Origin of the sequence: Streptomyces sp. NBC_01525 (assembly GCF_045040405.1) — a bacterium.
Classification (GTDB): Bacteria; Actinomycetota; Actinomycetes; order Streptomycetales; family Streptomycetaceae; genus Streptomyces; species Streptomyces benahoarensis.
The window spans coordinates 3774148-3787852 of record NZ_CP109397.1 but is presented as its reverse complement, the minus strand read 5'-3'; the positions used below and the strand labels follow the sequence as shown (position 1 = coordinate 3787852).

The 13705-nt window shown below is 73.2% G+C and carries 16 protein-coding genes; 7 read left to right on the top strand and 9 right to left on the bottom strand.

The window, feature by feature from the left end:
• Window positions 1-11: 11 nt before the first annotated feature.
• From OG422_RS17015 to OG422_RS17005, 3 genes are all read left to right on the top strand, one after another.
• Entirely contained in the window at window positions 12-470 is a 459-nt protein-coding gene (locus OG422_RS17015; protein WP_405743582.1) for a phage holin family protein, read from the top strand.
• Window positions 467-1393, top strand: a complete 927-nt coding sequence (locus tag OG422_RS17010; protein ID WP_405743581.1) for an alpha/beta fold hydrolase — start codon at window positions 467-469, stop codon at window positions 1391-1393. The genes OG422_RS17015 and OG422_RS17010 overlap by 4 nt, the downstream gene beginning before the upstream one ends.
• A gap of 132 nt (window positions 1394-1525) precedes the next feature.
• Entirely contained in the window at window positions 1526-1738 is a 213-nt protein-coding gene (locus OG422_RS17005; RefSeq protein ID WP_405743580.1) for a hypothetical protein, read from the top strand.
• 56 nt (window positions 1739-1794) lie between these two features.
• On the opposite strand, the gene OG422_RS17000 is transcribed toward OG422_RS17005, so the two are convergent.
• The 3 genes from OG422_RS17000 to nth form a co-directional block, all read right to left on the bottom strand.
• The gene (locus tag OG422_RS17000; RefSeq protein ID WP_405743579.1) at window positions 1795-2994 is read right to left on the bottom strand and encodes a MarP family serine protease; all 1200 of its coding nucleotides are present in this window, start codon (window positions 2992-2994) and stop codon (window positions 1795-1797) included.
• Between the two features lie 13 nt (window positions 2995-3007).
• Window positions 3008-3661 carry a CoA pyrophosphatase gene (locus OG422_RS16995; RefSeq protein WP_143939765.1) on the bottom strand — a complete coding sequence of 218 codons (654 nt, stop codon included), beginning with the start codon at window positions 3659-3661 and terminating at the stop codon, window positions 3008-3010.
• 324 nt (window positions 3662-3985) lie between these two features.
• Window positions 3986-4828 carry an endonuclease III gene (gene nth / locus OG422_RS16990; RefSeq protein ID WP_405747835.1) on the bottom strand — a complete coding sequence of 281 codons (843 nt, stop codon included), beginning with the start codon at window positions 4826-4828 and terminating at the stop codon, window positions 3986-3988.
• A 656-nt stretch (window positions 4829-5484) separates the two neighbouring features.
• On the opposite strand from nth, the gene OG422_RS16985 reads away from it, so the two are divergent.
• Together OG422_RS16985 and OG422_RS16980 are read left to right on the top strand one after the other, a co-directional pair.
• Window positions 5485-6159, top strand: coding sequence for a Crp/Fnr family transcriptional regulator (locus OG422_RS16985; RefSeq protein WP_006604164.1), 675 nt, complete (start codon window positions 5485-5487; stop codon window positions 6157-6159).
• Window positions 6160-6367: 208 nt separating this feature from the next.
• Window positions 6368-7180, top strand: coding sequence for a nucleotidyltransferase domain-containing protein (locus OG422_RS16980; RefSeq protein ID WP_143939738.1), 813 nt, complete (start codon window positions 6368-6370; stop codon window positions 7178-7180).
• Between the two features lie 26 nt (window positions 7181-7206).
• Here the strand turns inward: OG422_RS16980 and OG422_RS16975 are convergent, their stop codons facing one another.
• The 5 genes from OG422_RS16975 to OG422_RS16955 form a co-directional block, all read right to left on the bottom strand.
• Window positions 7207-8037, bottom strand: a complete 831-nt coding sequence (locus OG422_RS16975) for an MBL fold metallo-hydrolase (RefSeq protein ID WP_405743578.1) — start codon at window positions 8035-8037, stop codon at window positions 7207-7209.
• Window positions 8034-8936 carry an NUDIX domain-containing protein gene (locus tag OG422_RS16970; protein WP_143939740.1) on the bottom strand — a complete coding sequence of 301 codons (903 nt, stop codon included), beginning with the start codon at window positions 8934-8936 and terminating at the stop codon, window positions 8034-8036. Before OG422_RS16970 ends, OG422_RS16975 begins: the two co-directional genes overlap by 4 nt.
• Before the next feature lie 130 nt (window positions 8937-9066).
• On the bottom strand, window positions 9067-9531 hold the full coding sequence (locus OG422_RS16965; protein ID WP_384594321.1) for a RidA family protein: 465 nt from the start codon (window positions 9529-9531) through the stop codon (window positions 9067-9069).
• On the bottom strand, window positions 9528-9686 hold the full coding sequence (locus tag OG422_RS16960; RefSeq protein ID WP_003967454.1) for a DUF4177 domain-containing protein: 159 nt from the start codon (window positions 9684-9686) through the stop codon (window positions 9528-9530). Before OG422_RS16960 ends, OG422_RS16965 begins: the two co-directional genes overlap by 4 nt.
• Before the next feature lie 200 nt (window positions 9687-9886).
• Window positions 9887-10156, bottom strand: a complete 270-nt coding sequence (locus OG422_RS16955; protein ID WP_405743577.1) for a hypothetical protein — start codon at window positions 10154-10156, stop codon at window positions 9887-9889.
• A gap of 523 nt (window positions 10157-10679) precedes the next feature.
• On the opposite strand from OG422_RS16955, the gene OG422_RS16950 reads away from it, so the two are divergent.
• Together OG422_RS16950 and OG422_RS16945 are read left to right on the top strand one after the other, a co-directional pair.
• Window positions 10680-11702, top strand: coding sequence for an ArsA-related P-loop ATPase (locus tag OG422_RS16950; RefSeq protein WP_143939743.1), 1023 nt, complete (start codon window positions 10680-10682; stop codon window positions 11700-11702).
• Window positions 11699-13042, top strand: coding sequence for an ArsA family ATPase (locus OG422_RS16945; RefSeq protein ID WP_405743576.1), 1344 nt, complete (start codon window positions 11699-11701; stop codon window positions 13040-13042). Before OG422_RS16950 ends, OG422_RS16945 begins: the two co-directional genes overlap by 4 nt.
• A gap of 259 nt (window positions 13043-13301) precedes the next feature.
• Here OG422_RS16945 and OG422_RS16940 read toward each other — a convergent pair whose 3' ends face one another.
• Window positions 13302-13643: a WhiB family transcriptional regulator gene (locus OG422_RS16940; protein WP_143939745.1), complete on the bottom strand. Its 342-nt coding sequence runs from the start codon at window positions 13641-13643 to the stop codon at window positions 13302-13304.
• Between the last annotated feature and the right edge of the window lie 62 nt (window positions 13644-13705).

The following is a 13705-nucleotide window of genomic DNA, read 5'->3' as shown; positions in this document are numbered from 1 at the left end:
GGGAGACGGCGATGAGTTCAGCCGACGACGGCGCAGACCGCAGCCTCGGCCAGATGGTGGCGACGGCCACCGCCGAGTTGTCCGCACTCGTGCACGACGAGATCGCACTGGCCAAGGCCGAGCTGCGACTGGACGCGAAGCGGGCGGGCATCGGCGGCGCCGCCTTCATCGTCGCCGGGGTCCTGGTGCTCTTCGCCCTCCCGGTGCTGAGCTTCGCCGCGGCGTACGGCATCCACAACCTCGGCCTCGGGCTGGCCTGGTCCTTCCTGATCGTCGGCGGCGCCTTCATCGTCATCGCGCTCCTGCTGGCCCTGATCGCCCTCGCCAAGGTGAAGAAGATCAAGAAGCCGGAGAAGTCGATCACCTCCGCCAAGCAGACCGCTGCCGTCCTCCAGAAGGCCAAGCCGCACCCGCGCCCGGAGCCCGCGGACCACCCGGTCCTGGAGTCCGTGACACGCACCTCGGCATGACGGTCCCCGACAGCACCGCACCGGTCGTACGGCCCGACGGCCCCTGGACGCACCGGGACGTCGCGGCGAACGGCGCCCGTTTCCACATCGCGGAGATGGGCGACGGCCCGCTGGTGCTGCTGCTGCACGGTTTCCCGCAGTTCTGGTGGGCCTGGCGGCACCAGCTGCCGGCGCTCGCCGAGGCGGGCTACCGGGCCGTCGCGATGGACCTGCGCGGCGTCGGCGGCAGCGACCGCACCCCGCGCGGCTACGACCCGGCCAACCTCGCCCTCGACGTCACCGGCGTCATCCGCTCCCTGGGCGAGCCGGACGCCGCGCTCGTCGGCCACGACCTGGGCGGCTACCTCGCGTGGACGGCGGCGGTGATGCGGCCGAAGCTGGTACGCCGCCTCGCCGTCGCCTCGATGCCGCACCCGCGGCTGTGGCGCCGCGCGATGCTCGCCGACGCCCGGCAGACCAGGCGCAGCGCCCACATCTGGAGCTTCCAGCGGCCATGGCTGCCCGAGCGGGCGCTGGTCGCCGACGGCGCCGCCCGGGTCGGCGAGATGCTCCGCGACTGGTCGGGCCCGCAGCCCCCGGATGAGGACGCCGTCACCGTATACCGGCGGGCCATGGGCATCCCCTCGACGGCGCACTGCTCCATCGAGCCGTACCGCTGGATGGTCCGCTCGCTGGCCCGGCCCGACGGCCTCCAGTTCAACCGCCGGATGAAGCTGCCGGTACGCGTCCCGACGCTGCATCTGCACGGCTCGCTCGACCCGGTGATGCGCACCCGCACCGCCGCGGGCTCCGGCGCGTACGTCGAGGCCCCGTACCGCTGGCGGCTCTTCGACGGGCTCGGCCACTTCCCCCACGAGGAGGACCCGGTGGCGTTCTCCACGGAGCTGGTCAACTGGCTCCAGGACCCCGAGCCGGACCGCTGACGGAGCCCGCCCCGCGCCTCGGGGACGGCCCGGCGAACGCGGCGGGGACGGGCGGCGACGTGCCCGGCGCATAGGCCGATTGGCGGGCCGCCCGGCGGTTACGGACCTCGGGCCACGGGCAGAGTCGAGGGTATGGGCTGGACGCACGACTACCGTGACGTGGCACGCAACCACCGCAGCAGTGCCGCTGCCGTGGGTACGCGGGGCAGGGGCACTCCCGACCTCCGGGCCGGCGGGCCCGCGGGTCCCCCGCACCCGGACTCCGCGCACCCGATGGGCATCCCGCGCATCCTGCGCCGCAGAGCGCGGTGGATGAGCGCGCGCCTGCGCCATCCCCGCGGCTGAAACGCCGACGGCGGGCACCGCGCGGAGCCTCCGCCGGTACCCGCCGCCTTCCGGACTCAGATCGCGCAGCCCTCACTGTCGACCGGCCGGGTGGCCTTCCGCCCCTTGACGACGTCCTGGCGGACCTCGTCGGCGGTGAGCGCGTAGCCGGTCTGGGCGTCGTCGAGGGATTTGGCGAACACCACGCCGTAGACCTCGCCCTGCGGGGTGAGCAGCGGGCCGCCGGAGTTGCCCTGCCGCACCGTCGCGTACAGGGAGTACACATCGCGGGCGACCGTGCCCCGGTGGTAGATGTCCGGACCGTTGGCCTGAATGCGGCCGCGGATGCGGGCCCCGCGGACGTCGTAGCCGCCGTTCTCGGGGAACCCGGCGACGATGGCGCTGCGGCCGCTCTCCGCGTCGCTACCGGCGAACGTCAGCGCGGGCGCCCGCAGCGCGGGGACGTCGAGGACCGCGATGTCGCGCTCCCAGTCGTAGAGCACGACCTTGGCGTCGTACGTGGCGCCCACGCCGCCCACCTGCACGGTCGGTTCGGAGACGCCGCCGACGACGTGGGCGTTGGTCATCACGCGGTGCGGTGCGAAGACGAAACCGCTGCCCTCCAGGACCTTGCCGCAACTGGGCGCCGTGCCGACGACCTTGACGATGCTCTGCCGGGCGCGGCCCGCGACGGGGCTGTGCGCCAGCTGCGGGTCGGGCGCCGGGACGGAGGTGATCGGCTCGTTGGAGAACGGCGTGAAGACCTGCGGGAAACCGTTCTGTGCGAGCACCGAGGAGAAGTCCGTGAACCACGTCGTCGCCTGCTGCGGCATCACCCGCGAGACGCCCAGCAGCACCTTGGAGTTGCGGACCTCCTTGCCGAGCGTCGGCAGCGACGTACCGGCCAGCGCGGAACCGATCAGCCAGGCCACCAGCAGCATCGCCACGACGTTGACGAGCGCGCCGCCGGTGGCGTCCAGCGCCCGCGCCGGTGACCATGTGATGTGGCGGCGCAGCTTGTTGCCCAGATGGGTGGTGAGCGCCTGCCCGACCGAGGCGCAGATGATGACGATGGCGACGGCGGAGATGGCCGCGAAGGTGCCGGGGGTGGCGTCGTCGGTGACCTCGTTCCAGATGACGGGGAGTACGTAGACCGCGATCAGGCCACCGCCGAGGAAGCCGAGCACGGACAGGATGCCGACGACGAAGCCTTGCCGATAGCCGACAATCGCGAACCACACGGCGGCGACCAGCAACAGGATGTCCAGGACGTTCACGCCGGACACCGTCTCACGCGCTCCGGTCGAGCGGGACCTGCTTCGTGCGGTCCCACGGAATCTCCCAACCCGCGAAGTGCAGCAGGCGGTCGATGACCCCGGCGGTGAAACCCCAGACCAGGGCCGACTCGACGAGGAACGCCGGACCGGTGTGCCCCAGCGGATGGCGGGCCGTCACCCGGTGGGCCGGGTCCGTGAGATCCGCCACGGGAACCGTGAACACCCGCGCCGTCTCCGCCTCGTCGACCGCGCCGACCGGGCTGGGCTCGCGCCACCAGCCGAGCACCGGCGTCACCACGAAGCCGCTGACGGGGATGTAGAGCCGCGGCAGCACGCCGAAGACCTGCACACCCGCCGGGTCGAGCCCGGTCTCCTCCTGCGCCTCCCGCAGCGCGGCCCGCACCGGACCACTGCCCTCCGGATCCCCGTCCTCCGGATCGAGCGCGCCCCCGGGGAACGAGGGCTGCCCGGCGTGCGAGCGCAGCGTCCCGGCGCGCTCCATCAGCAGCAGCTCGGGGCCGCGTGCGCCCTGCCCGAAGAGGACCAGCACCGCGGACTGCCGGCCGCCGTTCTCGGGCGGCAGGAAGCGGCTGAGCTGGTGCGGTTCGACGGTCTCGGCCGCCCGGACCACCGGGTCCAGCCACTCCGGCAGCCCCTCGGTGCTCACCCGCGCCTGCGGGAGCCGCCCGGCGCCCGGGGCCTGCGGTGCGGCGGGCGGCGCGCCGGCGGTGGCGGGCGGCACGCCAGGCCCGGCCGTCCCCCCGGGACCGTCACCGGGCGGTGTCGGGCCACTCTGCGGCGCCGCTCCCCCGGCGGGCCGCCCCACCTCGGCCCGCCGGTCGCCGGTCCGCTCGCCGTACTGCTCCCGTGCACTCGTCATACGCGCCCCCTCAAGGCCCTGGTTCGGTGTGCGGCGCCCGGCGCGGGCCGGTGCGGCCCGTCCCCGGGACCGCCGGTGCGGCCCGTACCGCCGGTGCGGCCGTGGCCGGTGTCATGAGGCCGGGGCCCCCAGCGGGGGCGCGGGCCTGCCGGGATATCCGGTGGGTGGGTTGAGCCGCTGCCCCGGTTGCCCGCCCAGCTCGTACTTGAGCAGCTTCTTCGCCTTCTCCGGGTCGGTCTCGCCCTCGCCGTACGACGGGCAGAGCGGGGCGATGCCGCAGGCGCCGCAGGCGGGCTTGCGGGAGTGGCAGACGCGGCGGCCGTGGAAGACGACGCGGTGCGAGAGCATCGTCCACTCGCTCTTGGGGAAGAGCGCGGCGACGTCCGCCTCGACCTTCTCCGGGTCCTCCTGGGTGGTCCAGCCGAAGCGGCGCGCCAGACGGCCGAAGTGGGTGTCAACGGTGATCCCGGGGACGCCGAAGGCGTTGCCGAGGACGACGTTGGCGGTCTTGCGGCCGACGCCCGGCAGCGTGACCAGGTCCTCCAGGCGGCCGGGCACCTCACCGCCGAAGCGGTCCCGCAGCGCCGCCGACAGGCCGAGCAGCGACCGTGCCTTGGCCCGGAAGAAGCCCGTCGGCCGGATCAGCTCCTCCAGCCGCTCCGGGTCCATCGCCGCCATGTCCTCCGGGGTGGGGCAGGCGGCGAAGAGCGCCGGGGTGGTCTGGTTGACCCGCAGGTCCGTGGTCTGCGCGGAGAGAACCGTCGCGACCAGCAGCTCGAACGGGTTGGTGAAGTCCAGCTCCGGGTGGGCGTACGGGTACAGCTCGGCCAGCTCACGGTTGATCCGCCGGGCCCGCCGCACCAGCGCGACGTGCGACTCCGGCGTTCGCGCGGGAGCCTTCGCGGCGGTCTTCTTGGTGGCCGTCGCCTTCGCCGTCACCTTCTTGGCCACGATCTTCTTCGCCGCGGTCTTCTTCGCCGCGCCCGCCCCGGCAGCCGTCTTCTTGGTGGCTGTCTTCTTGGCGGTCGCCTTCCTGGCGGGCGCCGTCGTGGCGGTCTCCTTCGTCGCGGCCTTCTTCGCGGCCGCCTTCTTGATCGCCGCCCTCGACGTGGCCACCTCCGCGCCGTTCCGCCCGGCCGGGGGTGCGGCCTCTTCCGTCGTCTTCGCTGGGGTGTGTTTCACGCGGCCCTCTTCCGTACCGACTTGCGTCGTGCCGACTTCCGTACCGGGTCCGCCACCGGGCGCCTCGCGGTGCGCGCCGCACCGGGGGTCCGCGCCGTCCGCGCGCACCTCGGCGGGGCCGACGATTTGGTGCTTACGTTCGCTTCCGGGGCGTTCGCCGACAGCCGTTCGCCCAGAGCGGAATCGCGTTCGGCGGTCACTCGCTCAGCCCCCCTCGTTCCGTGCTCTCACCGGCGTGTTGGACACTCGGCCAGACTACGACCACCCACCGACATCCGACTCGATCACCGGTTTTCACCACCCCGATCGGCCCCCTGGCGTAGGGCTCGGGCCATCGGTCCGGCAAACTTGTGATTGATCGCACTGTTTTGCATTCCGGCATGATGGGGACCACAGTCCCCCGGAGCATGTCGACAAGGAGAGATCTCGTGGACGACGTTCTGCGGCGCGCACCGCTCTTCGCGGCGCTCGACGATGAGCAGGCGGCGGAGCTGCGCGCCTCGATGGGAGAGGTCACGCTCGCTCGCGGCGACGCCCTGTTCCACGAAGGGGACCCCGGCGACCGCCTGTACGTGGTCACCGAGGGCAAGGTGAAGCTGCACCGCACCTCCCCGGACGGCCGCGAGAACATGCTCGCTGTCCTCGGCCCCGGCGAGCTGATCGGTGAGCTGTCGCTCTTCGACCCGGGCCCGCGTACCGCCACCGCCTCCGCCCTCACCGAGGTCAAGCTCCTCGGCCTGGGCCACGGCGACCTCCAGCCGTGGCTGAACGCCCGGCCCGAGGTGGCCACCGCCCTGCTGCGCGCCGTCGCCCGGCGCCTGCGCAAGACCAACGACCAGATGTCCGACCTGGTCTTCTCGGACGTCCCCGGCCGGGTCGCCCGCGCCCTGCTGGACCTGTCGCGCCGCTTCGGCGTGCAGTCCGAGGAGGGCATCCATGTCGTCCACGACCTGACGCAGGAGGAGCTGGCCCAGCTGGTGGGCGCCTCCCGCGAGACGGTCAACAAGGCCCTCGCCGACTTCGCGGGCCGCGGCTGGCTGCGCCTGGAAGCCCGTGCGGTGATCCTCCTCGACGTCGAGCGGCTGGCGAAGCGCTCCCGCTGACCCCCGGGCGCCGCCACTCCGGCGGCGCCCCGCTCCCGGCCCGTACGGCGCCGCGGACCCGCGCGCCACGCCCAGGGCTGTACGGGACCGGGAAAACCGCCTGAGCGGCCGTGTACGGCGCCTCAGCGGCATGTACGCGCCCAGGCCCCGCACTCCCGGCCGGGAAATCCGGTGGCACGCGTACCGGACGCGTCGTCATGCTGACGCCATGACCGACGGCACAGGACCGGGGCTCGACCAGGACGGCTGCTTCCTCCGGGAGGGCGCCCTCGCGCGGATCACCGAGGAGTTCGCCCCCGTGGCGGCGGCCGCGCGGGAGCGGAGTGCCGCACGCTTCGGCGACCGGCTGCACAGCGCGTACCTCTACGGCAGCATCCCGCGCGGCACCGCCGTCCCCGGGGTCTCCGACCTCGACCTCCTGCTCGCGCTCCACGAGCCGCCCACCCCGGACGACCACGCCGCCGCAGACGCCTTGGGCGCGGAACTCGACGCGGCCTTCCCCCAGATCGACGGTGCCGGAGTCCTGCTGGACGGCGCGGCAAGGCTGCTGAGCGACCTGGAGCGGTACGACCTGGGCTGGTTCGTGGCCTGCCTGTGCACCCCGCTCAGCGGGCCCGACCTGGCCGAACGGCTGCCCCGTTACCGCCCGACCTCGCTGCTGGCCCGTGAGACCAACGGGGACCTCTTCCGCGTGCTGCCCGGGATGCGCGCCCGCGCGGCGGCGGCGCGCACGGAGGAGGAGCGGCGGCGGCTGACCCGCGGCATGACCCGGCGTCTGGTGCGTACCGGCTTCACGCTGGTGATGCCGTGGTGGGGCGGCTGGACCAGCGATCTCGCCGAGATGGCCGAGGCGTTCGGCCGCTACTACCCGGCGCGCGCCGAGCAGATGCGCGCCGCGGCCCGCGCCGCCCGCGCCCCGGCGGACCACCCCGCGCTGCTCGACGAGCTGCTGTCCGATCTCGCGCCCTGGCTGGCCGACGAGTACCTGGCCGTCCACGGCCCGAAGGCACCCCGCCCCTGAGGCGCCCCGGCGCGCGCCCGGGTGCCTCAGATCAGCCCGCGCTCCCCCAGGTACTCCAGCTGTGCCCGAACCGACAGTTCGGCGGCGGGCCACAGGGAGCGGTCGACGTCGGCGTAGACCGCGGCGACGACCTCGGACGCCGTCCGGTGGCCGTTCTCGACCGCGGTCTCCACCTGGGCGAGCCGGTGGGCGCGGTGCGCCAGATAGAACTCCACCGCGCCCTGGGCATCGTCGAGCACCGGGCCGTGTCCGGGGAGCACCGTCGTCACGCCGTCGTCGACGGTCAGCGACCGGAGGCGGCGCAGCGAGTCCAGGTACTCGCCGAGCCGCCCGTCGGGGTGGGCGACCATCGTGGTGCCGCGCCCCAGGACGGTGTCGCCGGTCAGGACGGCGGCATCGGCGGGCAGGTGGAAGGAGAGCGAATCGGCGGTGTGCCCCGGGGTGGGCACGACGTGCATCTCCAGCCCGCCGGTGGTGATCACGTCACCGGCCCCCAGCCCCTCGTCCCCCAGGCGCAGTGCCGGGTCCAGGGCGCGTACGGCCGTCCCGGTCAGCTCGGCGAAGCGGGCGGCGCCCTCGGCGTGGTCGGCGTGCCCATGGGTGAGCAGGGTCAGCGCGACGCGTTGACCGGCCTGCTCGGCGGCGTCGGCGACGGCCCGCAGATGGCCCTCGTCGAGCGGCCCGGGGTCGATGACGACGGCCAGCGGGGAGCCGGGCTCGGCGACGATCCAGGTGTTGGTGCCGTCCAGGGTCATCGCCGACGGGTTGGGCGCCAGGACGCACCGGGCGCGGTCGGTGGCCGACCCGGAGACCACCACGCCACGGGGCTGCCCGGGGAGCGCTGCCGCATCGGTCATGACCGGCCTCCGTCCGAAGGACCGCCCGGGCCCGTGTCACCTGGCGCGATGTGCTTGGTGAACTCCTCGTGCCCCGGCCAGCTCAGCTCGATCTCCCCGTCGCGCAGCCGGGCGCGGGCCAGCACCGGCGTCAGATCGCGCCGCCCCGCCGCCTCCAGGGCCGCGGCGGCGGAACCGTACGGCTCCAGGGCGCGCAGGGTCGCGAGGGTCGGCGGCATCATCAGCAGCTCGCCGCGTTCGTATCCGGCGATGGCGTCGGCCGGGCGGGTCCATACGGTACGGTCCGCCTCCGTGGAGGCGTTACGGGTGCGCTGCCCCTCGGGAAGCGCGGCGACGAAGAACCAGGTGTCGTAGCGGCGCGGTTCGAACTCGGGGGTGATCCAGCGGGCCCAGGCACCCAGCAGGTCGGAGCGGAGCACCAGCCCGTGGCGGTCGAGGAAGTCGGCGAAGGAGAGTTCGTGGGCGACGAGGGCGGCGCGACCGGCCTCCCAGTCGTCGCCCGTGGTGTCCGCGACGACGGTCGTCGCCGACGGGCCCGCGAGCAGCACCCCGGACTCCTCGAACGTCTCGCGCACGGCGGCACAGACGACGGACTGCGCGGCGGCCTCGTCCACGCCCAGCCGCGCGGCCCAGGCGGCGCGCGAGGGCCCGGCCCAGGCGACCGGCCGTTCGTCGCGGGGATCCACGGAGCCGCCCGGATAGGCGTACGCGCCTCCGGCGAAGGCCATGGAGGCGCGTCTGCGCAGCATGTGCACGGCGGGGCCGCCGTCGCCGTCCCGCAGCAGCAGGACGGTCGCGGCCCGCCGGGGCTCGGCGGGGGTCAGCTCACCGTTCACGAGCGCCCGGATGAGGCCCGGCCACTCCGGCGGATACCACTGGCCATTGGTCGTCGACGACATGGCCGGATGCTATGCGCTCACGCGCGGATGTTCGAGGGGCTCCTTTCGGCGCCCCGCGCGGACGTCCCGCCCGCCCCGGCCGCCCCGGTCCCCCGGGGCGGCCGGGCGTACGGACGACCGGACGTGCGGACTACTCCGCGATCTCGACCTGGATCTCGACCTCGACGGGCGCGTCGACGGGCAGCACCGCCACGCCGACCGCGGACCGGGCGTGCACGCCCTTGTCGCCGAGGATCTCGCCCAGCAGCTCGCTGGCGCCGTTGACGACCCCGGGCTGGCCGGTGAAGTCGGGCGCCGAGGCGACGAACCCGACGACCTTCACGACCCGCTGGATCCGGTCCAGGTCGCCGATCACGGACTTCACCGCGGCCAGCGCGTTGAGCGCGCAGGTCGCGGCCAGCTCCTTGGCCGCCTCAGGGGTGACGTCGGCGCCGACCTTGCCGGTGGCGGGCAGGGCGCCGTCCACCATGGGCAGCTGGCCGGAGGTGAAGACGTAATTCCCGGAGCGCACCGCGGGCTGGTACGTGGCCAGCGGCGGCACGACCTCGGGGAGCTTCAGCCCCAGTTCCGCGATCCTCGCCTCGACGGCGCTCACGCCTTCTCCCGCTTGAGGTAGGCCACCAGCTGCTCGGGGTTGTTCGGCCCCGGAACGACCTGGACGAGCTCCCACCCGTCCTCGCCCCAGGTGTCCAGAATCTGCTTCGTCGCGTGTACGAGAAGCGGCACAGTCGCATATTCCCACTTGGTCATGGAGCGAGCGTAATGCCTGCCAGGACGGCCTCGGACGCCGCCGCCCCCACCGCCGTGACAACGGTTGGCCTGCGCCGGGAAGGGCCGCGTCAGACGGCCGGAGTGTGCCGTTCCTCCTCTTCCGCCGCTCCGCTCCGTCGGCGCTCCCAGTATTCGAGGAGGGGTACGGCCCCCGCCAGCGCGACGATAAACCCGGCAAGTCATTGCCACGAGTCCCCGATCATCCCCCAGAAACTCCATCTCCCCTCGATGTCGAGATCCTGCTCGATGGGAGGAGTTTCCGCCAGCACCTCCTTCGTATTCTCGTCATACGCGGTGAGGGTGAGGGTGACGCTCACCTTTCCGGCTCCCGGTGTGGCGATCGTCCCATCCCATTCCGTGGAATCCTGCGGCGTGAGCACGGGCTGACGCTCCGAGGAATTCGCGGTGCACGTGAGGTGGCTGCCGGCGCAGCGCAGCTTGGCGCCCATGAGCGCGCCGACCTGCGTGCCCCCGGTTCTGCGCGACGCCCCCCGCCGGGCGGACGGTGCGCCTGGGCGCCCTGAACTGTGAGCCGGAAGGACTGGCCCCCCCTTCCGTCACCTTCCGCACGGTGCTGTATGGGAAGGACCCCTCGAATAATCCCTTACGCGCGCTGACGATCGCATTCCGGTAATTACCCCAGGAAGGGGGTGGGGGCGGGGACGGCTTCATCGCGACGAACAGGAGGGGAAGCAATACGGAAATCCCGGCAACGATCGTCGCCATCACGGCCGTACGCTTTCCCACTCTCATGACAATTCCCCCTGACTGAGGCACCCATGATGCCCGGCCATCTCGCATGCCCTTGTGCCTCCTTGCGAATTCCATGCCCACGGGCCGGACAGCGCCGGGAGCGCACACCGCGGGCGCCCCTCCTCTCCTCGGTGAACCGTCCCGTAGGGGAACGTCTCGGGGACGGATCCGGGGTCGTCCCGTGCGTAGCCGCGGCGGGGACTGGTTAGGCTCCTTGACGTGAGCAGGCTCCATGTCGTCAGCGGCAAGGGCGGCACCGGCAAGACCACGGTCGCCGCTGCCCTCGCCCTTGCCCTGGCCACCGAGGGACGCCGGACCCTCCTGGTCGAGGTCGAGGGTCGGCAGGGCATCGCCCAGGTCTTCGAGACCGAGGCCCTTCCGTACGAGGAACGCAAGATCGCCGTGGCGCCCGGCCCGGACGGCGCCTCGGCCGGTGACGCCGCCCGCGGCGGGCGCCGCCCCGGCGAGGTGCACGCCCTCGCCATCGACGCCGAGCGCGCGCTGCTGGACTACCTCCAGATGTTCTACAAGCTCGGCAGCGCCGGCCGGGCCCTGAAGAAGCTCGGCGCGATCGACTTCGCCACCACCATCGCCCCCGGTCTGCGGGACGTCCTGCTGACCGGCAAGGCGTGCGAGGCGGTGCGCCGCAAGGACAAGCAGGGCCGGTACGTCTACGACGCGGTGGTGATGGACGCCCCGCCCACGGGCCGCATCACCCGCTTCCTGAACGTCAACGACGAGGTGGCGGGCCTGGCCAAGATGGGCCCGATCCACAATCAGGCACAGGCGGTCATGCGGGTCCTCAAGTCCCCCGAGACCGCGGTGCACATGGTGACGCTCCTGGAGGAGATGCCGGTCCAGGAGACCGCGGACGGCATCGCGGAGCTGCGCGCCGCCGGGCTCCCGGTCGGCGGCGTCGTCATCAACATGACCCGTCCCGCCGTGCTCGGCACCGGCGATCTCGACATCGCCGCCCGCGGCGCCCGCGCGGGCGTGGCCAAGGCGCTCTCCCAGGCCGGGCTGGGCGGGGCGCGCCGCGGCGGGCTGGCCGAGCGGCTGATCGACCCGCTGCTGGAGCAGGCACGCGAGCACGCCGAGCGCGTCGATCTGGAGCGCGCCGAGCACGCCGAGCTGACCGCGCTCGGCCTGCCCACCTACGAACTGGAGCTGCTCCCCGAGGGAGTGGACCTCGCCGGTCTCTACCGCCTGGCGAGGGAGCTGCGGAGACAGGGGCCCATATGACCGCCGACGATCCGACGCTGGACGCGCCGGCCCCGTGGCTGGAGGTCGACGCGCTGCTCGACGACCCGGGCACCCGCATCGTGGTGTGCTGCGGCTCCGGTGGCGTCGGCAAGACCACGACGGCCGCCGCCCTGGGGGTGCGCGCCGCGGAGCGCGGGCGCCGGGCCGTCGTGCTGACTATCGACCCGGCCCGGCGGCTCGCCCAGTCCATGGGCATCTCCGAGCTGGACAACGTCCCGCGCCAGGTCAAGGGCGTCGACGGCGCCTCCGGGGGCGAACTCCACGCGATGATGCTGGACATGAAGCGCACCTTCGACGAGATCGTCGAGGGGCACGCGGACGCCGCCCGGGCCCGGGCCATCCTGGAGAACCCCTTCTACCAGTCCCTGTCGGCCGGTTTCGCGGGCACGCAGGAGTACATGGCCATGGAGAAGCTCGGCCAGCTCCGCGCCCGCGACGAGTGGGATCTGATCATCGTCGACACCCCGCCCAGCCGCTCCGCGCTGGACTTCCTGGACGCGCCCAAGCGCCTCGGGTCGTTCCTGGACGGCAAGTTCATCCGGGTACTGATGGCCCCGGCGAAGGTCGGCGGCCGGGCCGGGATGAAGTTCCTCAACGCCGGGATGTCGATGATGACCGGCACGCTCAGCAAGCTGATGGGTGGTCAACTGCTGCGCGACGTCCAGACGTTCGTCGCTGCGATGGACACGATGTTCGGCGGCTTCCGCACCCGCGCGGACGCCACGTACCGGCTGCTCCAGGCCCCCGGCACGGCGTTCTTGGTGGTGGCGGCCCCGGAGCGGGACGCGTTGCGGGAGGCGGCGTACTTCGTCGAGCGGCTGGCGGCCGAGCGGATGCCGCTGGCCGGTCTCGTACTGAACCGTGTGCACGGCAGCGGGGCGGCGAAGCTGAGCGCGGAGCGGGCGCTGGCCGCCGCCGAGGCGCTGACCGACTGCGCCGAGGAGGAGGCCGCCGGCATTCCCCTCGGAGCCGCCGCGGGCGCGGCGGAAAATCTTGAACCGGGCGGCATTGTGGATCACGACGGCGGGAAGGCTGCTTCCGGTACCGCCGACGGCCCCTCTCCCGCCCCGGCGGCGCCTGCCGGACACCCCCCGGTCTCCGCCGAGCAACTCGCCGCCGGTCTCCTCCGCTTGCACGCCGAACGCATGCAGGTCCTCGCCCGCGAACGCCGCACGCGGGATCGTTTCACCGCCCTGCATCCGGAGGTCCCGGTCGCCGAGATCGCCGCGCTCCCCGGTGACGTCCATGACCTCGACGGTCTGCGGCTGATCGGAGCCCGCCTCGCCCTCGACCCCGCCCACACCGACGCACCCGACTGACACCGCTCGCTCCCTCGGCCGGCCCTGACGGACACGGCCCGGTGGCTCGACATGCGAAAGCCGCCGCGGTACGGCTCTGCCCGCGGCGGGGCATCCACTCATGGCGGAGCGTCGGCCCGCCTCACCCGCCTCTCATGCATGGCGCGTTGCCCCCCGTACGGGCACAGCAGACATGACACGCATGACGCCGACGCGACCGACTCACCGCCCGGCCCGCGCCCTGAAGCGTCGCCGGTCCGGCGCCCCTTGAGCGGCCAGGTCAGCTGACCGCCGCGTAGGTGTCGTAGGCCTCGTCCTCGCACTCCACCGGCAGCATGCCGGTGCTGCGCTCGTACTCCGTGCGCGCCGTCTCCAGCAGGCGCCGCCATGACGTCACGGTCGGACGGCGGCGGAGCAGCGCGCGGCGCTCGCGCTCGGTCATGCCGCCCCAGACGCCGAACTCCACCCGGTTGTCCAGGGCGTCGGCGAGGCATTCAGTGCGTACCGGACATCCGGTGCACACGGCCTTGGCACGGTTCTGGGCCGCCCCCTGGACGAAGAGTTCGTCTGGATCGGTGGTGCGGCAGGCTGCTTGTGCGTTCCAGTCGGTTACCCAGCTCATGCTGGCGCCGTCCTCTCCCGAATCGAGGCTCCCCCACGGCGGCAAGCGGCATATTCACCGTT

Excerpts from the sequence above, each read along its gene's own strand:
- OG422_RS17015 (WP_405743582.1), top strand. The coding sequence starts at position 12 with ATGAGTTCAGCCGACGACGGCGCAGACCGCAGCCTCGGCCAGATGGTG.
- OG422_RS16955 (WP_405743577.1), bottom strand. The coding sequence starts at position 10,156 with ATGGGCGCCAAGCTGCGCTGCGCCGGCAGCCACCTCACGTGCACCGCG.
- OG422_RS17005 (WP_405743580.1), top strand. The coding sequence starts at position 1,526 with ATGGGCTGGACGCACGACTACCGTGACGTGGCACGCAACCACCGCAGC.
- OG422_RS16960 (WP_003967454.1), bottom strand. The coding sequence starts at position 9,686 with ATGACCAAGTGGGAATATGCGACTGTGCCGCTTCTCGTACACGCGACG.
- OG422_RS16945 (WP_405743576.1), top strand. The coding sequence starts at position 11,699 with ATGACCGCCGACGATCCGACGCTGGACGCGCCGGCCCCGTGGCTGGAG.
- OG422_RS16980 (WP_143939738.1), top strand. The coding sequence starts at position 6,368 with ATGACCGACGGCACAGGACCGGGGCTCGACCAGGACGGCTGCTTCCTC.
- OG422_RS16940 (WP_143939745.1), bottom strand. The coding sequence starts at position 13,643 with ATGAGCTGGGTAACCGACTGGAACGCACAAGCAGCCTGCCGCACCACC.
- OG422_RS16975 (WP_405743578.1), bottom strand. The coding sequence starts at position 8,037 with ATGACCGATGCGGCAGCGCTCCCCGGGCAGCCCCGTGGCGTGGTGGTC.
- OG422_RS16970 (WP_143939740.1), bottom strand. The coding sequence starts at position 8,936 with ATGTCGTCGACGACCAATGGCCAGTGGTATCCGCCGGAGTGGCCGGGC.
- OG422_RS17010 (WP_405743581.1), top strand. The coding sequence starts at position 467 with ATGACGGTCCCCGACAGCACCGCACCGGTCGTACGGCCCGACGGCCCC.